General features: G+C 53.3%; 14 protein-coding genes, 1 tRNA gene and 1 pseudogene. 13 read left to right on the forward strand and 3 right to left on the reverse strand.

Going from position 1 to position 20,318, the window contains the following annotated elements; translation table 11 throughout:
- Positions 1-84: 84 nt before the first annotated feature.
- From ACEVG1_RS17425 to ACEVG1_RS17440, 4 genes and pseudogenes are all read left to right on the forward strand, one after another.
- On the forward strand, positions 85-1,179 hold the full coding sequence (locus tag ACEVG1_RS17425; RefSeq protein ID WP_374745005.1) for a two-component regulator propeller domain-containing protein: 1,095 nt from the start codon (positions 85-87) through the stop codon (positions 1,177-1,179).
- A 149-nt stretch (positions 1,180-1,328) separates the two neighbouring features.
- Positions 1,329-2,270, forward strand: a pseudogene (locus ACEVG1_RS17430) (DEAD/DEAH box helicase); the annotation flags it as partial.
- A gap of 144 nt (positions 2,271-2,414) precedes the next feature.
- Entirely contained in the window at positions 2,415-2,630 is a 216-nt protein-coding gene (locus ACEVG1_RS17435; protein WP_374745065.1) for a DbpA RNA binding domain-containing protein, read from the forward strand.
- Between the two features lie 13 nt (positions 2,631-2,643).
- Positions 2,644-2,871 (forward strand): DUF1456 family protein, encoded by a 228-nt coding sequence (locus ACEVG1_RS17440; RefSeq protein WP_325641356.1) that lies wholly within the window; start codon positions 2,644-2,646, stop codon positions 2,869-2,871.
- 10 nt (positions 2,872-2,881) lie between these two features.
- Here ACEVG1_RS17440 and ACEVG1_RS17445 read toward each other — a convergent pair whose 3' ends face one another.
- Complete coding sequence (locus ACEVG1_RS17445) at positions 2,882-4,684, reverse strand: serine hydrolase (RefSeq protein WP_374745006.1); 1,803 nt, start codon at positions 4,682-4,684, stop codon at positions 2,882-2,884.
- Positions 4,685-4,984: 300 nt separating this feature from the next.
- Between ACEVG1_RS17445 and ychF the strand changes: the two genes are divergently transcribed.
- From ychF to ACEVG1_RS17490, 9 genes are all read left to right on the forward strand, one after another.
- A complete protein-coding gene (ychF, locus tag ACEVG1_RS17450) occupies positions 4,985-6,085 on the forward strand; it encodes a redox-regulated ATPase YchF (RefSeq protein WP_374745007.1) in 1,101 nt (366 codons plus the stop codon).
- 123 nt (positions 6,086-6,208) lie between these two features.
- Positions 6,209-7,810: a DUF6377 domain-containing protein gene (locus ACEVG1_RS17455; RefSeq protein ID WP_374745008.1), complete on the forward strand. Its 1,602-nt coding sequence runs from the start codon at positions 6,209-6,211 to the stop codon at positions 7,808-7,810.
- A 191-nt stretch (positions 7,811-8,001) separates the two neighbouring features.
- Positions 8,002-8,529 (forward strand): DUF5004 domain-containing protein, encoded by a 528-nt coding sequence (locus ACEVG1_RS17460; RefSeq protein ID WP_374745009.1) that lies wholly within the window; start codon positions 8,002-8,004, stop codon positions 8,527-8,529.
- A gap of 38 nt (positions 8,530-8,567) precedes the next feature.
- Entirely contained in the window at positions 8,568-9,635 is a 1,068-nt protein-coding gene (locus tag ACEVG1_RS17465) for a hypothetical protein (protein ID WP_374745010.1), read from the forward strand.
- Positions 9,636-9,638: 3 nt separating this feature from the next.
- Entirely contained in the window at positions 9,639-12,554 is a 2,916-nt protein-coding gene (locus ACEVG1_RS17470) for a SusC/RagA family TonB-linked outer membrane protein (RefSeq protein ID WP_374745011.1), read from the forward strand.
- Between the two features lie 19 nt (positions 12,555-12,573).
- A complete protein-coding gene (locus ACEVG1_RS17475) occupies positions 12,574-14,091 on the forward strand; it encodes a RagB/SusD family nutrient uptake outer membrane protein (RefSeq protein ID WP_374745012.1) in 1,518 nt (505 codons plus the stop codon).
- Entirely contained in the window at positions 14,091-15,332 is a 1,242-nt protein-coding gene (locus tag ACEVG1_RS17480; RefSeq protein WP_374745013.1) for a glycoside hydrolase family 71/99-like protein, read from the forward strand. Before ACEVG1_RS17475 ends, ACEVG1_RS17480 begins: the two co-directional genes overlap by 1 nt.
- Positions 15,333-15,336: 4 nt before the next feature.
- On the forward strand, positions 15,337-17,328 hold the full coding sequence (locus ACEVG1_RS17485; RefSeq protein WP_374745014.1) for a glycoside hydrolase family 97 protein: 1,992 nt from the start codon (positions 15,337-15,339) through the stop codon (positions 17,326-17,328).
- 49 nt (positions 17,329-17,377) lie between these two features.
- Positions 17,378-17,449: transfer RNA gene (locus ACEVG1_RS17490), tRNA-Arg, on the forward strand.
- A gap of 319 nt (positions 17,450-17,768) precedes the next feature.
- Here ACEVG1_RS17490 and ACEVG1_RS17495 read toward each other — a convergent pair.
- Entirely contained in the window at positions 17,769-18,542 is a 774-nt protein-coding gene (locus tag ACEVG1_RS17495) for an SDR family NAD(P)-dependent oxidoreductase (RefSeq protein WP_374745015.1), read from the reverse strand.
- Between the two features lie 21 nt (positions 18,543-18,563).
- Positions 18,564-20,273, reverse strand: coding sequence for an IlvD/Edd family dehydratase (locus ACEVG1_RS17500; protein ID WP_374745016.1), 1,710 nt, complete (start codon positions 20,271-20,273; stop codon positions 18,564-18,566).
- Between the last annotated feature and the right edge of the window lie 45 nt (positions 20,274-20,318).

The raw sequence follows: 20,318 nt of genomic DNA on the forward strand, positions 1-20,318 counted from the left end.
CAATCCTGATGCCTCAATCTGAAAGATTACAAGGTATTTTCGCCGAATCCAATAGGTGGAATGTAAAATCTAATTAAAAGAAAAATGAAAAGCTACCCACAATTTTACAGCGTGTTTCTGATGCTTGTTTTTTGTATTTCCTGCAGGGGACAAGTCAAAACAGACCTGCCAAAAAGCGACAATAAACCCAAAATCAAAAACATAGTAACTTCCACTGGACCTAATGGCACCACCCGTAACATCATACAAGACAAGAAGGGTAACATTTGGATTGCTGCCTTCGATGGTATTTTTAGATACGATGGAAAATCGTTTGCTAATATCACCAATGAAGTAAGTTCGGCACGCTTCTTTTCTGTTTTGGAAGATAGGAAAGGCAACTTGTGGTTTGGCTCCATTGGATCGGGTGTTTATTATTATGATGGGAAATCATTTCGAAATTTCACAACCGAGGATGGGTTGCTTAATAACGAGGTTGGAAGTATTTATGAAGATACAAAAGGCAACGTCTGGTTCGGTGTTAATGGAGGAGCAAGCTGTTATGACGGGAAAACGTTTCGAAATTATAGGATGAACGGAGATGTTATGAGTGAAGATAGAACCGGGAAGACCTCTCCGGTTCTCAAGCGCCCCCCAAATGAAGTCAGTGCTATTATTGAAGACAAAACAGGCAAGTTATGGTTTGCTACCAGAGGCAATACGTTCGTGTACGATGGGAAAACATTTACCGTTTTCGCCCGTGACGGCAAACCTTTTACAAATGTCCGTTCGATTATCGAAGATAAAAAAGGCAATATTTGGCTCGGTGGCAATGACGGACTCTGGCGTTATGACGGCAGTACATTTACCCATTTCACACAGGAGTTTGTTGGTTATATCTACGAAGATAAAAAAGGAAACATTTGGACTAGCTCAGAACGTGATCAGACGAAAAGTTTCAAGATTGACCTACAAAACACGGGTAACCAAAAAGGCTGGTCACTTTCCCGTTATCACGAAAAGTCGCTAGCCAATCATGCCATGCTACCCGAACTCATAAGAACAGGAGAAGGAATGATTTTCGGAATCCTGGAAGCGGACGATGGAAACATTTGGTTTGGCACGTTAAACGGGGTTTATCGTTATGATGGAAAGACCATTACCCGTTTTAACGAAAAAAAAGGGGAGAACGCAAACTAACGCGGCAATAGATTGCCGATGCCATGTGTGTTGCCATACGATGGCGATGACTCCATTGAGCAACTGGCTTCCGTATTTATTAAACCGTAGGGCAATCGCAGCGCCCCTTTCTTTTTTTCAGCTATCTTTGCCCCTAAGCATCCACATGTATGGTAAAGCAGGCACTCCGTAATTTAAAGATAGACGCGCTCAACGAAATGCAGCACGCGGCGCTCCACGTACCGGAAAAGCAAGACCTCATCTTACTTTCGCCCACGGGATCCGGAAAAACGCTGGCCTTCCTGTTGCCCCTGCTCCACACGCTTCGCGCGGATATCACTACCATCCAGGCGCTGGTGATCGTTCCCTCGCGGGAATTGGCCCTGCAAATCGAACAGGTTTTCAAAAGCATGGGCAGTGGATTTAAAGTGAATTGCTGCTACGGCGGTCATTCCGTTTCCGTAGAAATCAAAAACTTGTCGCAACCCCCGGCCGTGCTCATCGGCACACCCGGACGACTGGCCCATCACTTGCGCCGCAATACATTCGACACCCGTACGGTGCATACGTTCGTACTTGACGAATTTGACAAAGCGCTAGAGCTTGGCTTCCAGGAAGACATGGCCTACATCATCAGCCAATTGCCGACGCTCGAAAAGCGGGTGCTTACCTCGGCTACGCCGATGGATGATATCCCCGCATTCACGGGTATCGACAAACCGGCAACACTTGATTATTTAGCGCATCAGGCATCGACACCCAACCTGACGCAAAAGGTGGTTACCAGCAGGGCGGCCGACAAGCTGGATGCGCTGTTTGCATTGGTCTGCAAAATCGGTAATACGCCCACGTTGGTTTTCTGCAACCATCGCGAGGCGGTGGAACGCATCAGCGACTTGCTGTGGGACAGGGGGCTACACCATGGCGTTTTCCATGGCGGCATGGAACAAGATGATCGGGAACGTGCCCTGCTCAAATTTCGCAACGGCAGCCACTGCATACTGGTGACCACCGACCTCGCCTCGCGTGGATTAGACATCCCCGAAATCGAGCATGTCATCCACTACCAGCTACCGCATACGGAGGAGGCTTTCCTGCACCGCAATGGGCGGACAGCACGGATGCATGCCTCTGGTACCTCCTACCTGCTGCTCGCGCCCGATGAAAAGCCCCGCTACTTAGCCGGATCGCCCGAACAGGAAACGCTAACGGAAAGCCCGATTTTACCGCCGCCGACCGACTGGGCTACGCTTTATATCGCCGCAGGGAAGAAAGAAAAAATAAACAAGGTCGACATCGTAGGGTTATTACTCAAAAAAGGCGGATTGGCGAAAGAAGACCTCGGACGCATCGAGGTGTTGGACCACTCGGCGTATGCGGCGGTAAAACGCGACCTTATCGAACGCGTTGTACAACGGGTCCGCAACGAAAAGCTAAAAGGCAAAAAAGTCAACATAAAAGTTTCCAGGTAACCGTATTGATAGGATGAGCAACAACGACATCATGAAAAAGCTCCGGGTAGCTTTAAAATTCACCGACGACGACATCATCGAGGTATTGGCACTCGCCGATTTCAGGGTAACGAAAACAGAATTGGGAGCGATATTCCGTAAGGAAGACCACCCGAATTTCAAACCGTGCGGCGACCAATTGCTCCGCAATTTCCTGAACGGACTTATTATTTACAAGCGGGGGCCCCGGCCGCGCAAGTAGGCGCCATCAGTTATTCACCCACACGCGTAGCCTTGAACGTACCATTAGGCTGGATAGCATACATGGTCGACGCCTGGGTTGCCCCTCCGTTTATTTCAAAACGGATGGAAAAACCATTCAGGGCTTTGAGCTTAAAGTTATGGTTACCCTGCGCAACCGTTTCGTAATTGGTCTGGCCGGGCACGTCCATGAATAGCACGCCGTTTTTTACCGTGATCGAGATCGTCATCCCGCTAACCACGTATTTTCCTACATAGGCTTGCAACTGGACTTGGGAGACTTCCGTAACCGTAGGCTGCCGCTTGAACTCGACCGGATTTCCCGACGGGTCGTCCATGGGAATAACGGCACTTTCCACCTTGCCATCCAGTCCGGTGCGGAAGTTGATTTTCGCCCCTCCCCCAGCGGTATCCGCCTCGCCATCTTCGCCTATATCCTTCATTTCAAACACATCGTAGTGGTAGTGGCTTAGCCATACCCGATCTTTGCCCACCGCTGCCTTGAGCGTATCGTCAACCACATTCACCAAAAACGTACCGTACGCTGCGTTTTCATAGGTTCCCGTGTAGTCTGGCAGTCCATGCGTCGGTCGCGTCCCCTTTATGCGCGCCAGATCCTCCTGTTTGGCGGTATCTGCCATGGCGGTATCTGGCTTAACGCTACGGGTATTCCAATCGATAGCCGGCAACTCCAGCCAACGGTCGGCAATCAAATTACGCACCACCGTTGGCACGGCAGAGCCATTCTGGTTAGTGAGCACTACAATACCCAGTCCATCGGCGGGAAAGAAGCTCGTGCTTGCTGAGAACCCATCGATGTTTCCCCCATGCTCCACTTGGTAGTGGCCGCGGTAGGAGCTGATCATCCAGCCCAACCCGTAATTGGCCAGGTAAATATCCTTATATTTTGTTGGCAATCCACCGGCTATCACCATCTGTGAGCTTGCCGCCTCTTTGACGAAATCCGACGGAATCAGTCGCTTCCCCCCATATTCACCGCCACCGATCCATAGCTTCAGCCAATTGGCCATCTCCAGCACGCTACTGTTTATACTTCCGGCGGGGCCCATCCCGCGGATTTCAAAATAGGGCAGCTTCTCTATAGCATCTTCTTCCGTCACGGTGTAACCCATGGATACATCGGCATCCGCCGCCATGTCGTTTACATCGAAGTTAGAACGCACCATACCAAGGGGTGCGAAGAATCGATCCTTTATATTTTCTTCCCACGTCTTTCCGGTCATCCGCTCGGCAATCATGCCCTGCGCCAGGTACATGAAGTTATTATATTGCCACTTGGCCCGCAGATCGGCATTGGGTTCCATATAAACTACCCGCTGCAATAGGCTATCCCGCGAGTCGGAGTTGAAGACGTACCACGAAAAATCGTACCGCGACAGCCCCGTGCGGTGGGTCATCAAGTCGCGCACGGTCACGTCGGCTTCCCGTCCGTCCTTGAAGTGGAGCTGTGGCAGGTGCTTGGTTACCTTATCATCCAGCGAAAGGCTATCGCCAAACAGCTTCCCCACCAGTGCCGCGGTGAACGCCTTTGAAGAGGAGCCGATAGCATAGAGCGTATTGGGTGTGGCCGGTAGCTTCTTCTCATAGTCTCGGTGCCCGAATCCTTTGGCATAGACTACGCTGTCTTTATGCACCACCGCCACGGAAAAACCAGCTACGTGGTAATCATCAAGCAGTTTCTCCAGTAATGAATCAATACCCTCCAAGCGGTGGTGGATGGGGGTTGGCTGTGCCCAAGCAAGGGATGCACCGGTCAACAAAACGGATAGCACTAATAAACGGCGAATTTGCATAGCAATCGATTAAGGTATTATAAATAAGTCTTTAATGGTCAGACGCCAAACTTCAACAATGATTACAGGCAGGGATCGATTTATTCATTAAACAGTTTACGCGGCTAGCCTTCTCCCGCCAGTTCAACCCACTTCATGCTGCTCCAAAGATAGTACTTAAAGACCATACTAGTTACTATATTTCAACTACCAGGTTGTTTTTCAAAGGCAGGTTTCCGGGGAGTCATTTTGTTTCAACGGAGTTAGTGAATGCCAAGCATTTTATCTAAGTTTGCCCCGTTTTCAAAAAACTCGATACTCATGGCATTACAGTGCGGCATCGTTGGCCTACCGAATGTAGGCAAATCCACCTTATTCAACTGCCTTTCCAATGCGAAAGCACAGGCAGCCAATTTCCCTTTTTGTACCATCGAGCCGAATGTCGGCGTCATTACTGTACCCGATGAGCGCCTAAACAAGCTCGCCGAGTTGGTAAAGCCACAACGCGTGGTACCCAACACCATCGAAATCGTTGATATCGCCGGGTTGGTGAAGGGTGCCAGTAAGGGCGAAGGACTGGGCAACCAGTTCTTGGGCAACATCCGCACGACCGATGCCATCATACATGTGCTGCGTTGCTTCGATGACGGGAATGTGGTGCACGTGGACGGGTCGGTGGACCCCGTGCGTGATAAGGAAATCATCGATACGGAATTGCAGTTGAAGGATCTGGATACGGTGGTGAAACGCGTACAGAAGGTAGAGAAACAAGCCAAAACCGGAAACGACAAGGAAGCGAAGCGCAGCTATGAAATCCTGTCGGTGGTGAAAAGCCACCTTGAATCCGGCAAATCGGCACGTACCGCACCGATTACCGAAGAAGATTTCGAGTTTATCAGCGATCTGTCGCTGCTCACCGTAAAACCCATCCTCTACGTCTGCAACGTAGACGAAGCCTCGGTAACCACGGGCAATGCCTACGTAGACCGCGTACGCGACGCCGTGGAGGACGAAGATGCCGAGATCTTGATTATTTCCGCGCAGATAGAAGCCGAGATTGCCCAGTTGGACAGCTACGACGAGCGCCAGCTTTTCTTGGAGGACCTCGGCCTCACCGAATCGGGCGTAAACAAACTCATCCGCGCAGCTTACAAACTGTTGAACCTAGCCACCTACTTCACCGCAGGCGTACAGGAAGTGCGGGCGTGGACCATCGAAAACGGTTTTACGGCCCCGCAAGCCGCCGGCGTCATCCACACCGATTTCGAAAAAGGGTTTATCCGCGCGGAGGTCATCAAATACGACGACTTCATCCAGTATGGCTCGGAGGCAGCCGTAAAAGAGGCCGGCAAATTGGGTGTGGAAGGCAAGACCTACCTCGTGCAGGATGGGGACATCATGCACTTCCGGTTCAACGTATAGGATAAAGCCATACGGGGTTTCCCACTTTTTCCTACCTTTGGATTCCCCTCATCGGCTACCGTATCGCCGATAGGGTGGATACGAAAACCGCTTTGCCGATAGCTTATGGTGCCCAGGATTTGCATGTTTCTTTTTTTATTTGCCTTCTCTGTGCTTGTACATGCCCATGAAGACAAAAAACTCAACGCGTTGTTGATCGAACTGGATAAAGCGATTGTGCAGGGCGAGCAGTATCGGGACGAAAAGGAAAAGCATATCAGCCTCCTCAAGAAGCAACTTGACACACCCAACCTATCCATTGCCGACCAATACGGCATCTGCAACCAGCTTACCGACGCCTATGAATATTATCGTTGCGATTCCGCCCGGTTATACGCGTTGAAACAGCTTTCAATCGCAACGGCTTCCGGAAACGGCCTGTGGATAACGAACAGCAAAATCCAACTGGCGTCCATCCTATTCAAGGCGGCCATGTTTGACAAGTCGCTGGAGCTGCTGGGCAGTATCGCAGCAGCTACCTTGACGGAAGCCCAGGAGATCGAATACTACAAGGCATATTACGAAACCTATGTCTTTTGGTTGGAATTTTACAATGACGGGTATGGCGACCCCACCATTACCCAGCAGCGCGATTTCTATTACGAGCAATTTTTGCACGTACTTCCCAAAAGTACTTACGAATATGCTTCGTATTACGGCATAAAACACATCAATACCGGCGAAATGGAAAAGGCAGAGCAGGTACTTTACATGTACCTGCCGAAGGCCAAGTTGGGCACCCGCCCCTATTCCATACTGAACTCCGTGTTATCTTTCTTTTACCGGGTGCAGGCCGACACCTCGAAAATGAAAGCACACCTGGCGCTTTCCGCGCTCTCCGACATCCGGGGAAATATCATGGAAAACGCTTCCCTACGGGAATTGGCTACCCTGCTCTACGAATCGGGTGATGTGGACCGGGCAAATACCTACATCAAGAAAAGCATGGAAGATGCCAACTTCTATAATGCCCGGATACGGAATTTCCAGACATCCAAAGTGCTGCAGATCATCAACAAAGCCTATCAAACCAACCAAGCAGCGCAACAGCGGAAACTGGAGCGCCTGTTAGTGGTTATCAGCATTCTATCGGGTATCTTGTTCATCGGGATTTTCCTGATTGTCCGCGAGGTCAGGAAAGTGTCTAAAGCAAAAAAGGAAATCAGTGCCATCAATGAGCAACTGAAGCTAAACAACCTCGCACTAGCAGAAACAAACCATATCAAGGAAGAATACATCGGCCACTTTCTGGGGCTTTGCTCGCTCTATATCGAGAAGATGGACAAGTACCAGAAAAAACTTTACAATAAAGCGAAGACCAGTTCCGCAGGCGAACTTTTCAATACGATCAAGTCTACCCAGTTCATTGAAGACGAACGGACGGAATTTTACCACAAGTTTGACGATTCCTTCCTGAAACTCTTCCCCGATTTTGTCAACAAGTTCAACGCACTCCTGCCATCCGACGAACAGGTAACCGTGAAACCCAACGAAAAACTCACCACCGAATTGCGGATTTTCGCACTCATCCGGTTGGGCATCACGGATAGCACCAAAATAGCCGAGTTCCTTAATTATTCATTGGCCACCATCTACAACTACCGCTCACGCTACCGGAACAAGTCGGTGGTGCCCAGAGACAAATTTGAAAACGAAATCATGAAAATCGGGGGAAACCACCTATAAAACGAACTACGCTGTTCACAAACCGTTTATATTTTTCACACCTTGTATTTCGTCAACTATCTGTAATACAACTACAAATAAGCAACCGAATCCGTTTCCATTTATATTTATTTTCTACACCGGATAACGCAAAGGTAATCCACCTACCTTCGTTGGCAGTTATTTTTCGTTAACCATTTATTAACCTCATCATGAACAATAAATTACTTATTGCTTTATTATGCCTCGTCGGCACGTGCGCCGTTACCGCTTGTAAAAAGGTGGAAAACGGAAAGTTCGTTGAGCCGATCACCCTTTATGAAAAAATAAAAGGCAGCTGGCAACTCACCGATCTGGTGCAGATCGATGAGACGGCAAAAATTTCGGGCATCAAGCCCGATGAAATCAGTCTGTTGGGCCAATTTGAAGCGGCAAGCCTACAGCTTACCTTGGATGTTGACGCCGATAACCAGCCGACGGCGTACCGGGTAGACGGGAGTGCACCGGAATTGTTTCCCAACGGCGGGTTCTGGGATCTCGACACGGCATTTCCTTATGCCGATGGTTCTGCCCCTACCATCCGCCTGTATTCGGATGCGGCGAAAACGGCACTCATCGGCCAGTTGACCATCGTATCGATGCCCGGTGCGGCTCCCGAAATGGGGCTGAAGCTCACCCGTAGCACCGCGGGCGTCCCGTTTGTATCTTACCAATATAAATTATCAAACACTAACCAATAATCCCGATGAAGAAACTGATATACTGTTTAACTGGGTGCATGCTTTTACTGCTACCGACGCTAAAAGCCCAAGAGGCGATTACCAATCCAGACCGGATGTGGACGGTGCCGGCGGTATACACCATGGACGAACCCGTCACCTGGTATTTCGACTTTGCCAGTGCGCCCCAGTTGGCCGATGGCGAAGCACTCTACCTGTGGATCTGGGCACCCACCAACCCAACGGGTACCCCGATACCCATTACTTATAATGGCGACCGCATCTGGAGCATCAGCTTCACCCCCACCGAATTTTTCGGGATGACCGTGGAAGAACTATTCGCCAACACCGAGGCATTTTACTTTCTGCTCCGGGATTTGGATGCCACCAAATTAACGGGAACACTTTCCTTGCCGAAAGTCGACTACATCAAAAATTTCGTGGAAAGCGGGAAGCAAATAAACTTTGCGCCCTCCGACTTCCAACTTGGCAGCACGCTGTCCATCCTCTTCAACGCCAACTTGGTCGATGGATTCCTCCCAGCACCCGCCACCGTGCACATGCACGGCGGCCTCAACAATTGGGATGCACAGCAGCAGTTCCAGGCCTGGCTGCCTGAGATCCGGGAAAAAACCGCGTTCAGGCATATCGGCAATGGGATTTACAAAAAGGACCTCGTGCCCCAAACCTACTTCGGCGTAACCGAAGAATACGAAATGGAAAACATGGTCTTCCTCGCCGTCAAGTACAATGGCAATGAAGCCTCCCCAGACTGGGCAGGAGCCTCACCCGACTACCAAATCATAGCGCCCGGTGTACCCGAACCCCTGCCCCCGAGCCTGTCGTTCTTTCCGTTGAAAATCAGCATAAACGACATACTGGTCATCACCCGCGATAACAACGTGCGCGGCCAGCGGCTCACCTACACCATCACCGGCGGATCCAAAACACTTACCGGCGACATGGAGGGTGCCATGGCGCGGCAGCGCGCGTTCGTCAACGTAGCCCATGAATTTAAGGGAATGGCCATCTCTTCGCTCCACATCCTCATCAAGGATCAAAATGGCATAACCATCTATGACGAAGACATGCCATTGGTCACAGTTGATAATCCGATAAAGAACTAACGAATGAACCTCCATAGATTTTCCACATTGATGGTAGTTTGCTTGGCATGCTTCATCAACACGCTATACGCGCAAGACAACATCACCGTAGCCGGCACGGTCGTTAACCAAGATCAAGCACCGCTTGCCGGGGTAAGCGTGGCCGCCACCTCGGGAGCGGGTACCGTAACAGGCACCGACGGCAAATTCATATTGACCGCCTCCCGGGGTGAAACCCTCACTTTTTCGCACGTGGGCTACCGCACCACCACCGAGACTGCCGCGCCAACGATGCGCATCGAGATGCTGCCGACGGATGCGGTGTTGGATGAGGTGGTCATCGTGGGCGTTGGCTATGGCACCATGCGCAGGTCTGACCTTACCGGGGCCATCACTTCGGTTTCGGCAAAAGACCTCCGTAAAGGAGTCATCACCTCGGCCGAGCAATTACTACAGGGCAAAGTGGCCGGACTCACCGTTACCCAACCCAGCGGCGACCCCACCCAAGGTTCGTCCCTGCGCCTCCGCGGGGGCACCTCGTTATCGGCCAGCAACAGTCCATTGATTGTGGTCGACGGAATCCCCGGCGCGGATATGAATGCCATCCAACCCGGTGAAATCGTTTCCATCGATGTGTTGAAAGATGCCTCCGCGGCAGCCATCTACGGCTCGCGCGGCGCCAACGGCGTCATCATCGTCACCACCAACCGCGAGCACGCACATCGCACGATGAACTACAACGGCTACGTAGCCGTGGGCAACGCAACCAATAAGCTGGACCTCCTATCCGCCGATCAGTGGCGCGCGTACGTGCGCAGCAATAACATCGGCGGCGCGGTAGACTACGGCGACAATACCGACTGGCAGGATGAATTGCAACGGACCGCCGTTTCCAATTTCCACAACCTATCTTTCTCCAACGGGGGCGAAGCCAGCGGCCTCCATGCATCCATCAGCTACCTGGATGCGCAAGGCGTTATCAAAACAAGCGCCATGAACCGGCTGGCCGGGAGCCTCACCGGCCACCAATATGGCCTCAACAACCGGCTGAAACTCGAAGCGAGCATCCATGCCAACAAAGACTCGTACCATCCGGTAGACATGGGCATCTATGAGCGGGCTTATAACCTCAACCCCACGCTTCCCGTGAAGCAAAATGGCCAATATACGCAGATAGGGGGCACCAATGCCAACAATCCCGTAGAACTGCTCAACAACCGCAAGGACGACCAAAGCCGCACGCGCCTACTGGGCTATGGAAAAGCTGAGCTGCAAATCGCTGAAGGGCTCAAAGGGGTGGCCAACGGGTCTTATGAATACAATTCGCAGCAGGGGCGTTTCTACATGCCCTCGTACGCTTTCAATGGACGGACCGATAAAGGGTACGGCCGACGGAACATCGGCGACTATGCAAACCTGCAACTGGAAACTTACCTCACCTACGACAAAACGTTCCAAGACGTCCACCGATTGAACATCATGGCTGGCTATTCCTACCTGAAAAACAGTTATGAAGGCTACGGGGCCGAACGTCGCGGCTTTGATACCGACCTATTCGGGTACAACAACCTCGCCGCCGGCAATGATTTCCGCCTGAGCGATGTCTACTCCTACAAAGGGGAAGCCAAGCTCGTTTCATTTTTCGGCCGTGTCAACTACGTGTTCCATGACCGTTACATGGTTACCGCCACCTTGCGCCAAGACGGTTCATCCCGCTTCGGTGCCAACCACAAGTGGGGCTTCTTCCCCTCCGCATCGGTGGCGTGGCGTGTATCCGAGGAATCATTTATGGAGCCTACCCGCGATTGGCTGGATAACCTGAAGGTACGCGCAGGCTACGGCATCACCGGCAACCAAGACGGTATCGGCGAATACCGGTCGCTGTCGCTGATGGGCACGGGCGGGGGGGCCTACTACGACCAGGCCACCGATTCGTGGAAACAATCCTATGGCATAACCCAAAATCCCAATCCGGATTTGAAATGGGAATCCACGGCACAGACCAACATTGGCCTTGATATCGCTTTCCTCGGACGGTTCAATGCGACCATCGATGCTTACGTCAAGCAAACATCCGATCTGCTGTACACGTATGATGTGCCCCAGCCACCTTATCTTTACGACAAGATGCTGGCTAATGTGGGCGACCTGTCAAATAAAGGCATCGAACTCACACTGGGTGCCAACATTATCCGCAACGGCTCCTTCACCTGGAACGCCAACCTCGTCATGGCCCACAACAAGCAACGGGTAGAAAAACTATCGAATGACATCTACCAAACCGATGCAGTGGCTTCGGGCAACCTCCATGGGTTAACGGGCATGTCGGGCGTATTTACGCAACTGCTGAAAGAAGGCTATGCGGTAGGTACCTTCTGGGGGCCGAAGTTCCTGGGTTTCGACGAAGACGGCAAGTTCCTCCTCGAAACCGACGAAGCGGGCAACGTTATCCAGCAATACCTGGGCAATGCCCAACCAACCCTGACGCTGGGATTTGCCATGGATTTCGCCTATCGTGGGTTCGACCTCAACATCGCCGCCAACGGCATGTTCGGCCAGAAAATCCTCAACGCGCAAGCGATGAACATCAGCTATCCCGGCCGGTTGCCCGGTTATAACGTGCTGGACTCCTGGCTGGATAAAAACGTGGCCGACGGCCCTGTATTTTCGGATTACTGGATAGCCAAGGGCGACTTCCTGCGCCTACAGGCTGTTACCCTGGGGTATACGCTCCCCGTAAACAACGCGTGGTTCAGCAGGGCGCGGGTCTATGTAACCGGCGAAAACCTACTCACATTTACAGGTTACGAGGGGCTCGATCCCGAGGTGAACTTCAGCGGCCTCCGGAGCCCGGGCATCGATAAGTCCGTCGGCGAGGGAGATAATTATTACTACCCCCGGGCCACGACATTCTCATTGGGCGTTAACCTTTCCTTTTAGCTTAAAAAAAAGAAATACGATGAACATACTAAAATTAGCTATATGCTCCGTTGCTGGGATCTGCTGCCTGGGTGCCTGCACGGATTTGACCGAAGAGCTGTATGACCGGGTCCAATCGTCAGACTACGGCAAGACTCCTGCCGAAATCGAAACCATCGTGGGCCGTGCCTATTCGTCGCTCCGGGGCGGCGCATCCGACGGGGTGAACTTCTACCCTACCGGCGAATTTGTCTTCTTCGTCTCGTCGGTATCGTCTGACGAGTGCGTCATACCCACCCGCGTGGGGGGCGACTGGTACGACGATGGGGTCTACCTCGATTTGCACAAACATACCTGGGATGCCGACAACCCAAAAATCTGGGCACCTTGGAAATACAGTTACAACGGCATTGCAGCCACGAATGCCATCATTTACCAAGTGGAACAATCGGGATTGGATGCCGAAGCGAGCAAGCCGCTGTTTGCTGAGCTGAAAACCCTTCGGGCATACTACTACTACAAACTATTGGATATGTACGGCAACGTACCGCTCGATACCACGTACATAACCAACGAAGCGCCCGGTACCTCACCCCGGGCCGAAGTGTACGCATTTATAGAGAAAGAATTGCTCGAAAACGTAGACTACCTCCCCGAAACGGCATACGGCCGCTTTACCAAGAACGCCGCCAACCTGCTGCTCGCGCGGTTGTATCTCAATTCCGAGGTATATATCGGCCAAGCACGATGGGAAGACTGCCTCACGGCGTGTAGCCGCATTTCGGGGCAGTTGGAACCGGATTACTTCGCCAACTTCAAAACAGATAACCAAGTGGCTACCGAAGTCATCTTCGGCATTCCCTATGACAGCAAGATGGGTACCGTGGGCAACTACCTGGCGTCCATGACCTACCACTACGAGCAAATGTGGGCCTTCTCGGCCACCGGAAACTACCAATGGTGTGCAAACGGCATCTCTGCGCAGCCGGGGCTATACTCCGCCTTTGAAGAAAATGATATCCGCCGCAATTCCGTCCTTATCGGGCCGCAGATCGACCTCCGCTCGGGTTCCACCATCATCATGCCCGCATCGGGCAACCCGCTGGACTACACCGAAGAGATTTCCAATATCAACGAAGCACTCCAGAACGAGGGCGGCCGATTGAGCAAGTATGAAGACAAAGCCGGCGATGCTTGGGAACGGGACTACGACCTCGTGCTGATGCGCTATGCCGAAGTGTTGATGATGCAGGCCGAATGCAATGTGCGGCTGGGCAATCCCGCTGCCGCGCGGCCATTCGTGGAGCAGGTACGGAGCCGTGTGGGGCTAAACACCCCCGAAACCATCGATTTGGCCTTCATCGACCAGGAACTCCGGCGTGAATTTGTCTTTGAAGACCACCGCCGTACAGACAATATCCGTTTCGGAACATTTTTCGAGGCTTGGTGGGAAAAAGGCGAAGACCCGGCCGATAAGCACACGGGCATCTTCCCCATCCCCCGGCAGGAATTGAACAAAAACAGCAAGCTGGACCAAAACCCGGGGTATACCAACTGATGGACATAAGGATGACGATATGGCTACTGTGGGCGGTATTTCTTGTAGGTTGCAAGAAAGAGAAGCCCACCAGTGATACGAACAAGGAAACGAAAATCGAAACCTTTGAACCGGTGGCGGTAACGAAGGCCAACGCCATGAAGGTGTGGGTGCATTACATGCCCTGGTTCGAAGATAAAGCAACCAGTGGCAATGGTAAATGGGGCCAGCATTGGACGATGGCCAACAAGAACCCGGACATCATCGGGGCAGACGGCAAACGGCAGATCGCTTCGCATTACTATCCCTTGATCGGACCCTATGCCTCCAGCGACACGGACGTGCTGGAATACCATTTTTTACTGATGAAATATGCCGGAATCGACGGCATACTCATCGATTGGTACGGTACGCGGCAGTTGTATGACTATCCGCAAAACAAGCGCAACACGGAGGCCATCGTAGCTGTATTGGAGAAGGTAGGGCTCCAATATGCCATCGTGTACGAAGACCAAACCCTCCGCGATGGCTTCGACTCGGATGCCCAACGGCTCAGCCAAGCGGTGGCCGACATGAATTACCTGCGCACCAATTTTTTCAACGACGGCCACTACATCCGACTAGACGGCAAGCCGCTGTTGTTGACCTTCGGTCCGCAGATCATCAACACACCAAGCGGCTGGAACACCGTTTTCAATACGTTGGTCGATAAACCGGCATTCTTCACCCTGTACAACCACTCCCACCTCGCCAACAATGCTACCTACCAACTGGCAACGGGCGAATACATCTGGGTGGATGCTACGCCTATGGAAACAAAGTATGCCCGCAAGCACGAGGTGCCACAGCTCATCGGCGGTGCCTATCCGGGATTCGACGACTACTACAAAGAGGGCGGTTGGGGCGAACAAGTGCTGGGCGACATCGACCACGAGGACGGTGCCTTGTTCGACCGCTCGCTGCAGATGGCTACCGACGAGAACAGGACGCAATTACAGCTGATCACGTGGAACGATTTCGGAGAGGGAACGATGATCGAACCTACCCACGAGTTCCAGTACGCGTTTTTGGAAAAGCTACAGGACTTTACCGGGCTCCCGTACAACAAAGCGATTTTGGAGCAGATTTACGCATATTACACGCTCAAGAAACAGTTTGCAGACCAGCCCGAAAAACAAAAGCAACTGCTGCAAGCCTTTTACTACCTTATTTCCCTGCAACACAACAAAGCCATGGGATTGATTAATGAAATAGCCAATTAATAAGATGATGAAGCAATTTGCATATGTACTCATACTCGCATTCCCATTCTTTTCCTGTAAACAAAGCGGGCAGGTGTCATCGCCCGATAAATCCATTTCCATCCGTGCGGGCGTGGAAGACGGGCGGATTTTTTATACCGCCAGCAAAAATGGCGATGTGCTGTTGGATAAGTCTTTTTTGGGCTTCACCTTGCAGAACGGGCCTCTTGGCGAAAACATGGCTATCTCGGAAATAGTACATACGTCGTTCAGCGGCACCTGGGACCAAACGTGGGGCGAAGAGATCGTGGTAGACAACACCTACAACCAGATGACTGTGCACGTGGAAGAAAAAACAGGGGCCAAGCGGAAGTTTGCGGTCGTATTCCGGCTTTTTGACGACGGCTTCGGCTTCCGGTACGAATTCCCGGCGCAGCCACACCTCGCAGACTTCACCATTATGGATGAGCATACCGAATTCAATTTCACCGCCAGCCATAAGGCGTGGTCCATTCCCTACGGCTCAAATTATTACGAAGCATTATATGAGCCCCATCCCCTCAGCGAGCTGGATACAGTATGCACACCGCTTACCATTGAAACCGACCAAGGTCTCTATTTAGCGGTGCACGAAGCCAACCTGACAGACTACGCGGCGATGAACCTACGGACGGAAGGTGGATCGCCAAAACTTCAGGTTTACCTTACTCCTTGGTCTACGGGAGAAAAGGTTTTCGCCCACGCGCCGGGTGTAACCCCGTGGCGCACCGTGATCATCGCCGACAATGCCGGCGACCTGCTGCTCTCGCGGCTGATGCTCAACCTGAACGAACCTGCCAAGATCGAAGATACATCGTGGATCCAACCCGGCCGTTATATCGGCATCTGGTGGGGGATGCACATGGGAGCGTACACCTGGCACATGGGCCCCAAGCACGGGGCAACCACGGAAAACACGCAGCGGTACATCGACTTTGCCGCCAAACACGGCTTTTCGGGTGTATTGGTAGAAGGGTGGAACACCGGATGGGAAAACGACTGGACGAAAGAAGGGGATAAATTCAGCTTTACGGAAACTTATCCGGATTTCGACCTGGAAACGGTTACCGACTACGCCGCTTCGAAGGGAGTAAACCTTATCGGGCACCACGAGACGGGGGGTGCCACGGTGAATTACGAGCGCCAGCTGGACAGCGCCTTCGCGCTTTACCAGCGTCTCGGTGTCAACGTCGTTAAAACCGGCTACGTGAGTCCACTGCTTGATGGGAAAGAGCGGCACAGCAGCCAATACGGGGTACGGCATTACCGCAAGGTAATCGAAACAGCCGCGAAATACCACATCATGATCGATAACCATGAGCCCGTGATGCCTACCGGCCTACAGCGTACCTACCCCAATCTGATGACCCAAGAGGGAGTGCGCGGCCAGGAGTGGGACGCGTGGGATGCGAATGGCGGGAACCCGCCCGAACATACCACCATCGTTCCCTTTACCCGCGGATTGGCCGGCCCGATCGATTTTACGCCCGGCACGTTCCATTTTGATAACCCAGTTTTTCCCAACACGCGTGTGAAGACCACCTTGGCCAAACAGCTGGCCCTTGCGGTGGTGATGTACAGTCCGTTACAGATGGCATCCGACATGATTGAGAATTACGAAAAAAATCAGGAGCCATTCAAGTTCATTGCTTCCTGCCCCGCCAATTGGGCGAAGACAGTGATTCCCCACGCCGAAATCGGCGAATACATAACCATTGCCCGCAAAGACCGGGAGTCAGCAGACTGGTATGTGGGTAGCATCACCAACGCAGAAAAGCGGACGCTCACCCTGCCGCTGGATTTCCTGGATACCGGCGTGGACTACCGAGCCACTGTTTTCAAAGACGGGGCGGGTGCCCATTACGCTTCGAACCCCTATCCCGTTTCGATCGAGCAGATCGATGTGACCTCAACGGATGCACTTGACCTGCAACTTGCCCATGGTGGCGGAACCGCCATCGTTTTCAGCAAAAAATAAAGACTGTGCTGCTTCGTAGAAAACAAATAATTAATATCTTTGCACTCCCGTTCCCGTAGTTCAATGGATAGAATTTCAGATTCCGGTTCTGAAGATAGGGGTTCGAATCCCTTCGGGAACACTAAGAAAGCACCTTAGCAAGGTGCTTTTTGTGTTTACAACCAGATTCGAATAGAAGCGGTGGCCGGGGTTCGAACAATTTCGCTGTGGCGATGTGCTTGGGATAGTGCGACGCAGCAAATCCCTTCGGGAACACTAAAAAAGCACCATCAAGGTGCTTTTTGTGTTTACAAGGGATGAGAACAGAAGCGGCGGCCGGGGTTCGAACAATTTCGCTGTGGCAATGCGTATGGGGCAGCGCGACGCAGCAAATCCCTTCGGGAACACTAAAAAAGCACCATCAAGGTGCTTTTTGTGTTTGAGAACCAACGCCCTCCCTCTCAATAAGGCGAAGGACTTACCGTTGTCCACCCCCCGTCTACCACCATCGTTTGCCCGGTAATATGCCGTGCCGCATCGCTTACCAGAAAGAGGGCCGCAGCCGCGATGTCCTGTGGGGTGGCCGCCCGGCCCATCGGTGTGATCGAAGACCAGGTTGCCGCATATTCGGTATCCTCGGCCGTGCGCTCTGTCAGCGTGGCACCCGGGGCAACCGCATTCACATTGACACCATAAGGGGAAAGTTCCAATACCAGGTGCTTGGCGAGCATTTCCAATGCCGCCTTCGACATCCCATAGGCGGCGAGGTTTTTATGGGCTTGGTGCCCCGTTACCGACGAGGTGAACAGCAGGGAGCCGCCGCGCCCCTGCCGGATCAACTCCTTTGCCGCCGCCTGGGCAAGGAAAAAGGTACCACCGAGATTCACAGTCATCACTTGGTGGAATGCCTCCGGCGTATACTGCAGGAAATCGCCGAACAGCGTAATCCCCGCGTTGGCGATGACGATATCCAATGTACCCGTTTCCGTTACGGCACGTTTCACCATCCCGTCGATAAACGGAACGTCGCCCGAGTCGCCGGGGCATGCCAGGCAACGCCCTTCCTTGCCGATCCGTGCTGCCGCACGTTCGGCCAATGCCCCGTCGATGTCATTCAGCAGCACCGTAGCCCCTTCGGATGCCAGTTGGCGTGCTATTTCAAACCCGATGCCTTGCCCCGCACCGGTGATGATTGCTGTCTTGCCAGCAAACCTACCTGTTATCATTTTGTCCATGTAGTGTTACAGTAAGCTTAATCAGTGTGAATCGCGCGACACCTCGCTGCCCGAACCGCCCTTCAGGAAATCGAAATCCGCTCCCAGGTGCGCCTGCTCCACGTGGTCCACATACAGCTTGGCGTAGCCACGCGCAAACGGGTTGGCAACCGCCTGCATCCGCTCCCTTCGGCGGGCCAACTCCCCTTCGTCTACCAGTAGTTCCAGCCGCCGTCCGGCCACATCCAGCCGGATCAGGTCACCATCGGCTACCAGCGCCAGCGTACCGCCGGCAGCCGCCTCCGGCGAAACGTGCAGCACGACCGTGCCGAAGCCCGTGCCGCTCATGCGGCCATCCGAGATGCGCACCATGTCCGTCACGCCCTTTGCCAGCAGTTTCATCGGGATGCCCATGTTGCCCACTTCGGGCATGCCCGGGTATCCCTTCGGGCCCACGTTCTTCAGCACCAGCACCGAGGTCTCATCCACATCCAGCTCCGGATCGTCTATCTTGCGTTTGTAATCCTCTATGTCGTCGAATACCACAGCCCTACCCGTATGCTGCATCAGCTCCGGCGAAGCCGCCGACGGCTTCATCACCGCCCCGTCTTCGCACAGGTTGCCCCGTAGCACCACCATGCCCGATACCGGGTTGATAGGGGTCTCCACCGTGGAGATCACCGTCGCATCCAGGCTTTCGCAGCCCGCGGTGTTCTCCGCCACGGTCCTGCCGTTCACCGTCAGCGCATCGGTATGGAGGTGCTTTCCGATTGCGTGCATCACCGCGGGCAGCCCTCCTGCATAGTACAGGTCTTCCATGAAATACTGCCCCGAGGGCTGTAGGTTGGCCACCAGCGGCACCTCCCGCGAGAACCGGTCGAAATCCTCGAGCTCCAGCCCCACCCCCATGCGGCCGGCAATGGCCATTAGGTGGATAGCGAAGTTGGTCGAGCCGCCGATGGCGGCGTTCACCTGGATGGCGTTCTCGAATGCCGGGCGCGTGAGGATGTCCGACAGCTTCATCCCCTCCCACACCATTTCCACGATGCGGCGGCCCGAGAGCTGCGCCAGCACCTTCCGGGTCGCATCCGCCGCCGGTATGGCCGCGTTGCCCGGCAGGGTGATCCCCAGTGCCTCTACCATCGCTGCCATCGAGGAGGCCGTGCCCATCACCGCGCAGTGGCCACGGCTGCGGCACATGCCCCCCTCGGCCTGGTTCAGCTCCTCCTCGCTCATCACCCCCCGGCGGGCATCCTCCGAAAAACGCCATATGTCGCTCGTGCCGATGTCCCTGCCGCGGTACTTCCCCGTCAGCATCGGACCACCCGAAACCACCAGCGTGGGCAGGTCCACGCTGCACGCGCCCATCACCAGCGAGGGCGTGGTCTTGTCGCAGCCGCACAGCAGCACCACCCCGTCAACCGGGTTCGCACGGATGGATTCCTCCACGTCCATGCTCGCCAGGTTCCGGAAAAGCATCGCCGTGGGCTTCATCAGCGTCTCGCCCAGCGACATCACCGGGAACTCCACCGGGAAACCACCCGCCTCCAGTACACCCCGCTTCACCGATTCGGCCAGCTCCCGGAAATGCGCGTTGCACGGTGTCAGCTCCGACCAGGTGTTGCAGATGCCGATCACCGGCTTGTCCCGGAACATATCGGCCGGCATCCCTTGGTTCTTCATCCACGCGCGGTAAATGAAACCGTCCTTGCCCGAACGGCCGAACCAGTCCGAACTCCTTAGTTTCTTCATCGTTGTTTTCGTTTGTTGACTCATAAATCGGTAGTTGGCCAGGGT

It is taken from the genome of Parapedobacter sp. 2B3, from assembly GCF_041925275.1.
Taxonomy (GTDB): Bacteria; Bacteroidota; Bacteroidia; order Sphingobacteriales; family Sphingobacteriaceae; genus Parapedobacter; species Parapedobacter pyrenivorans_A.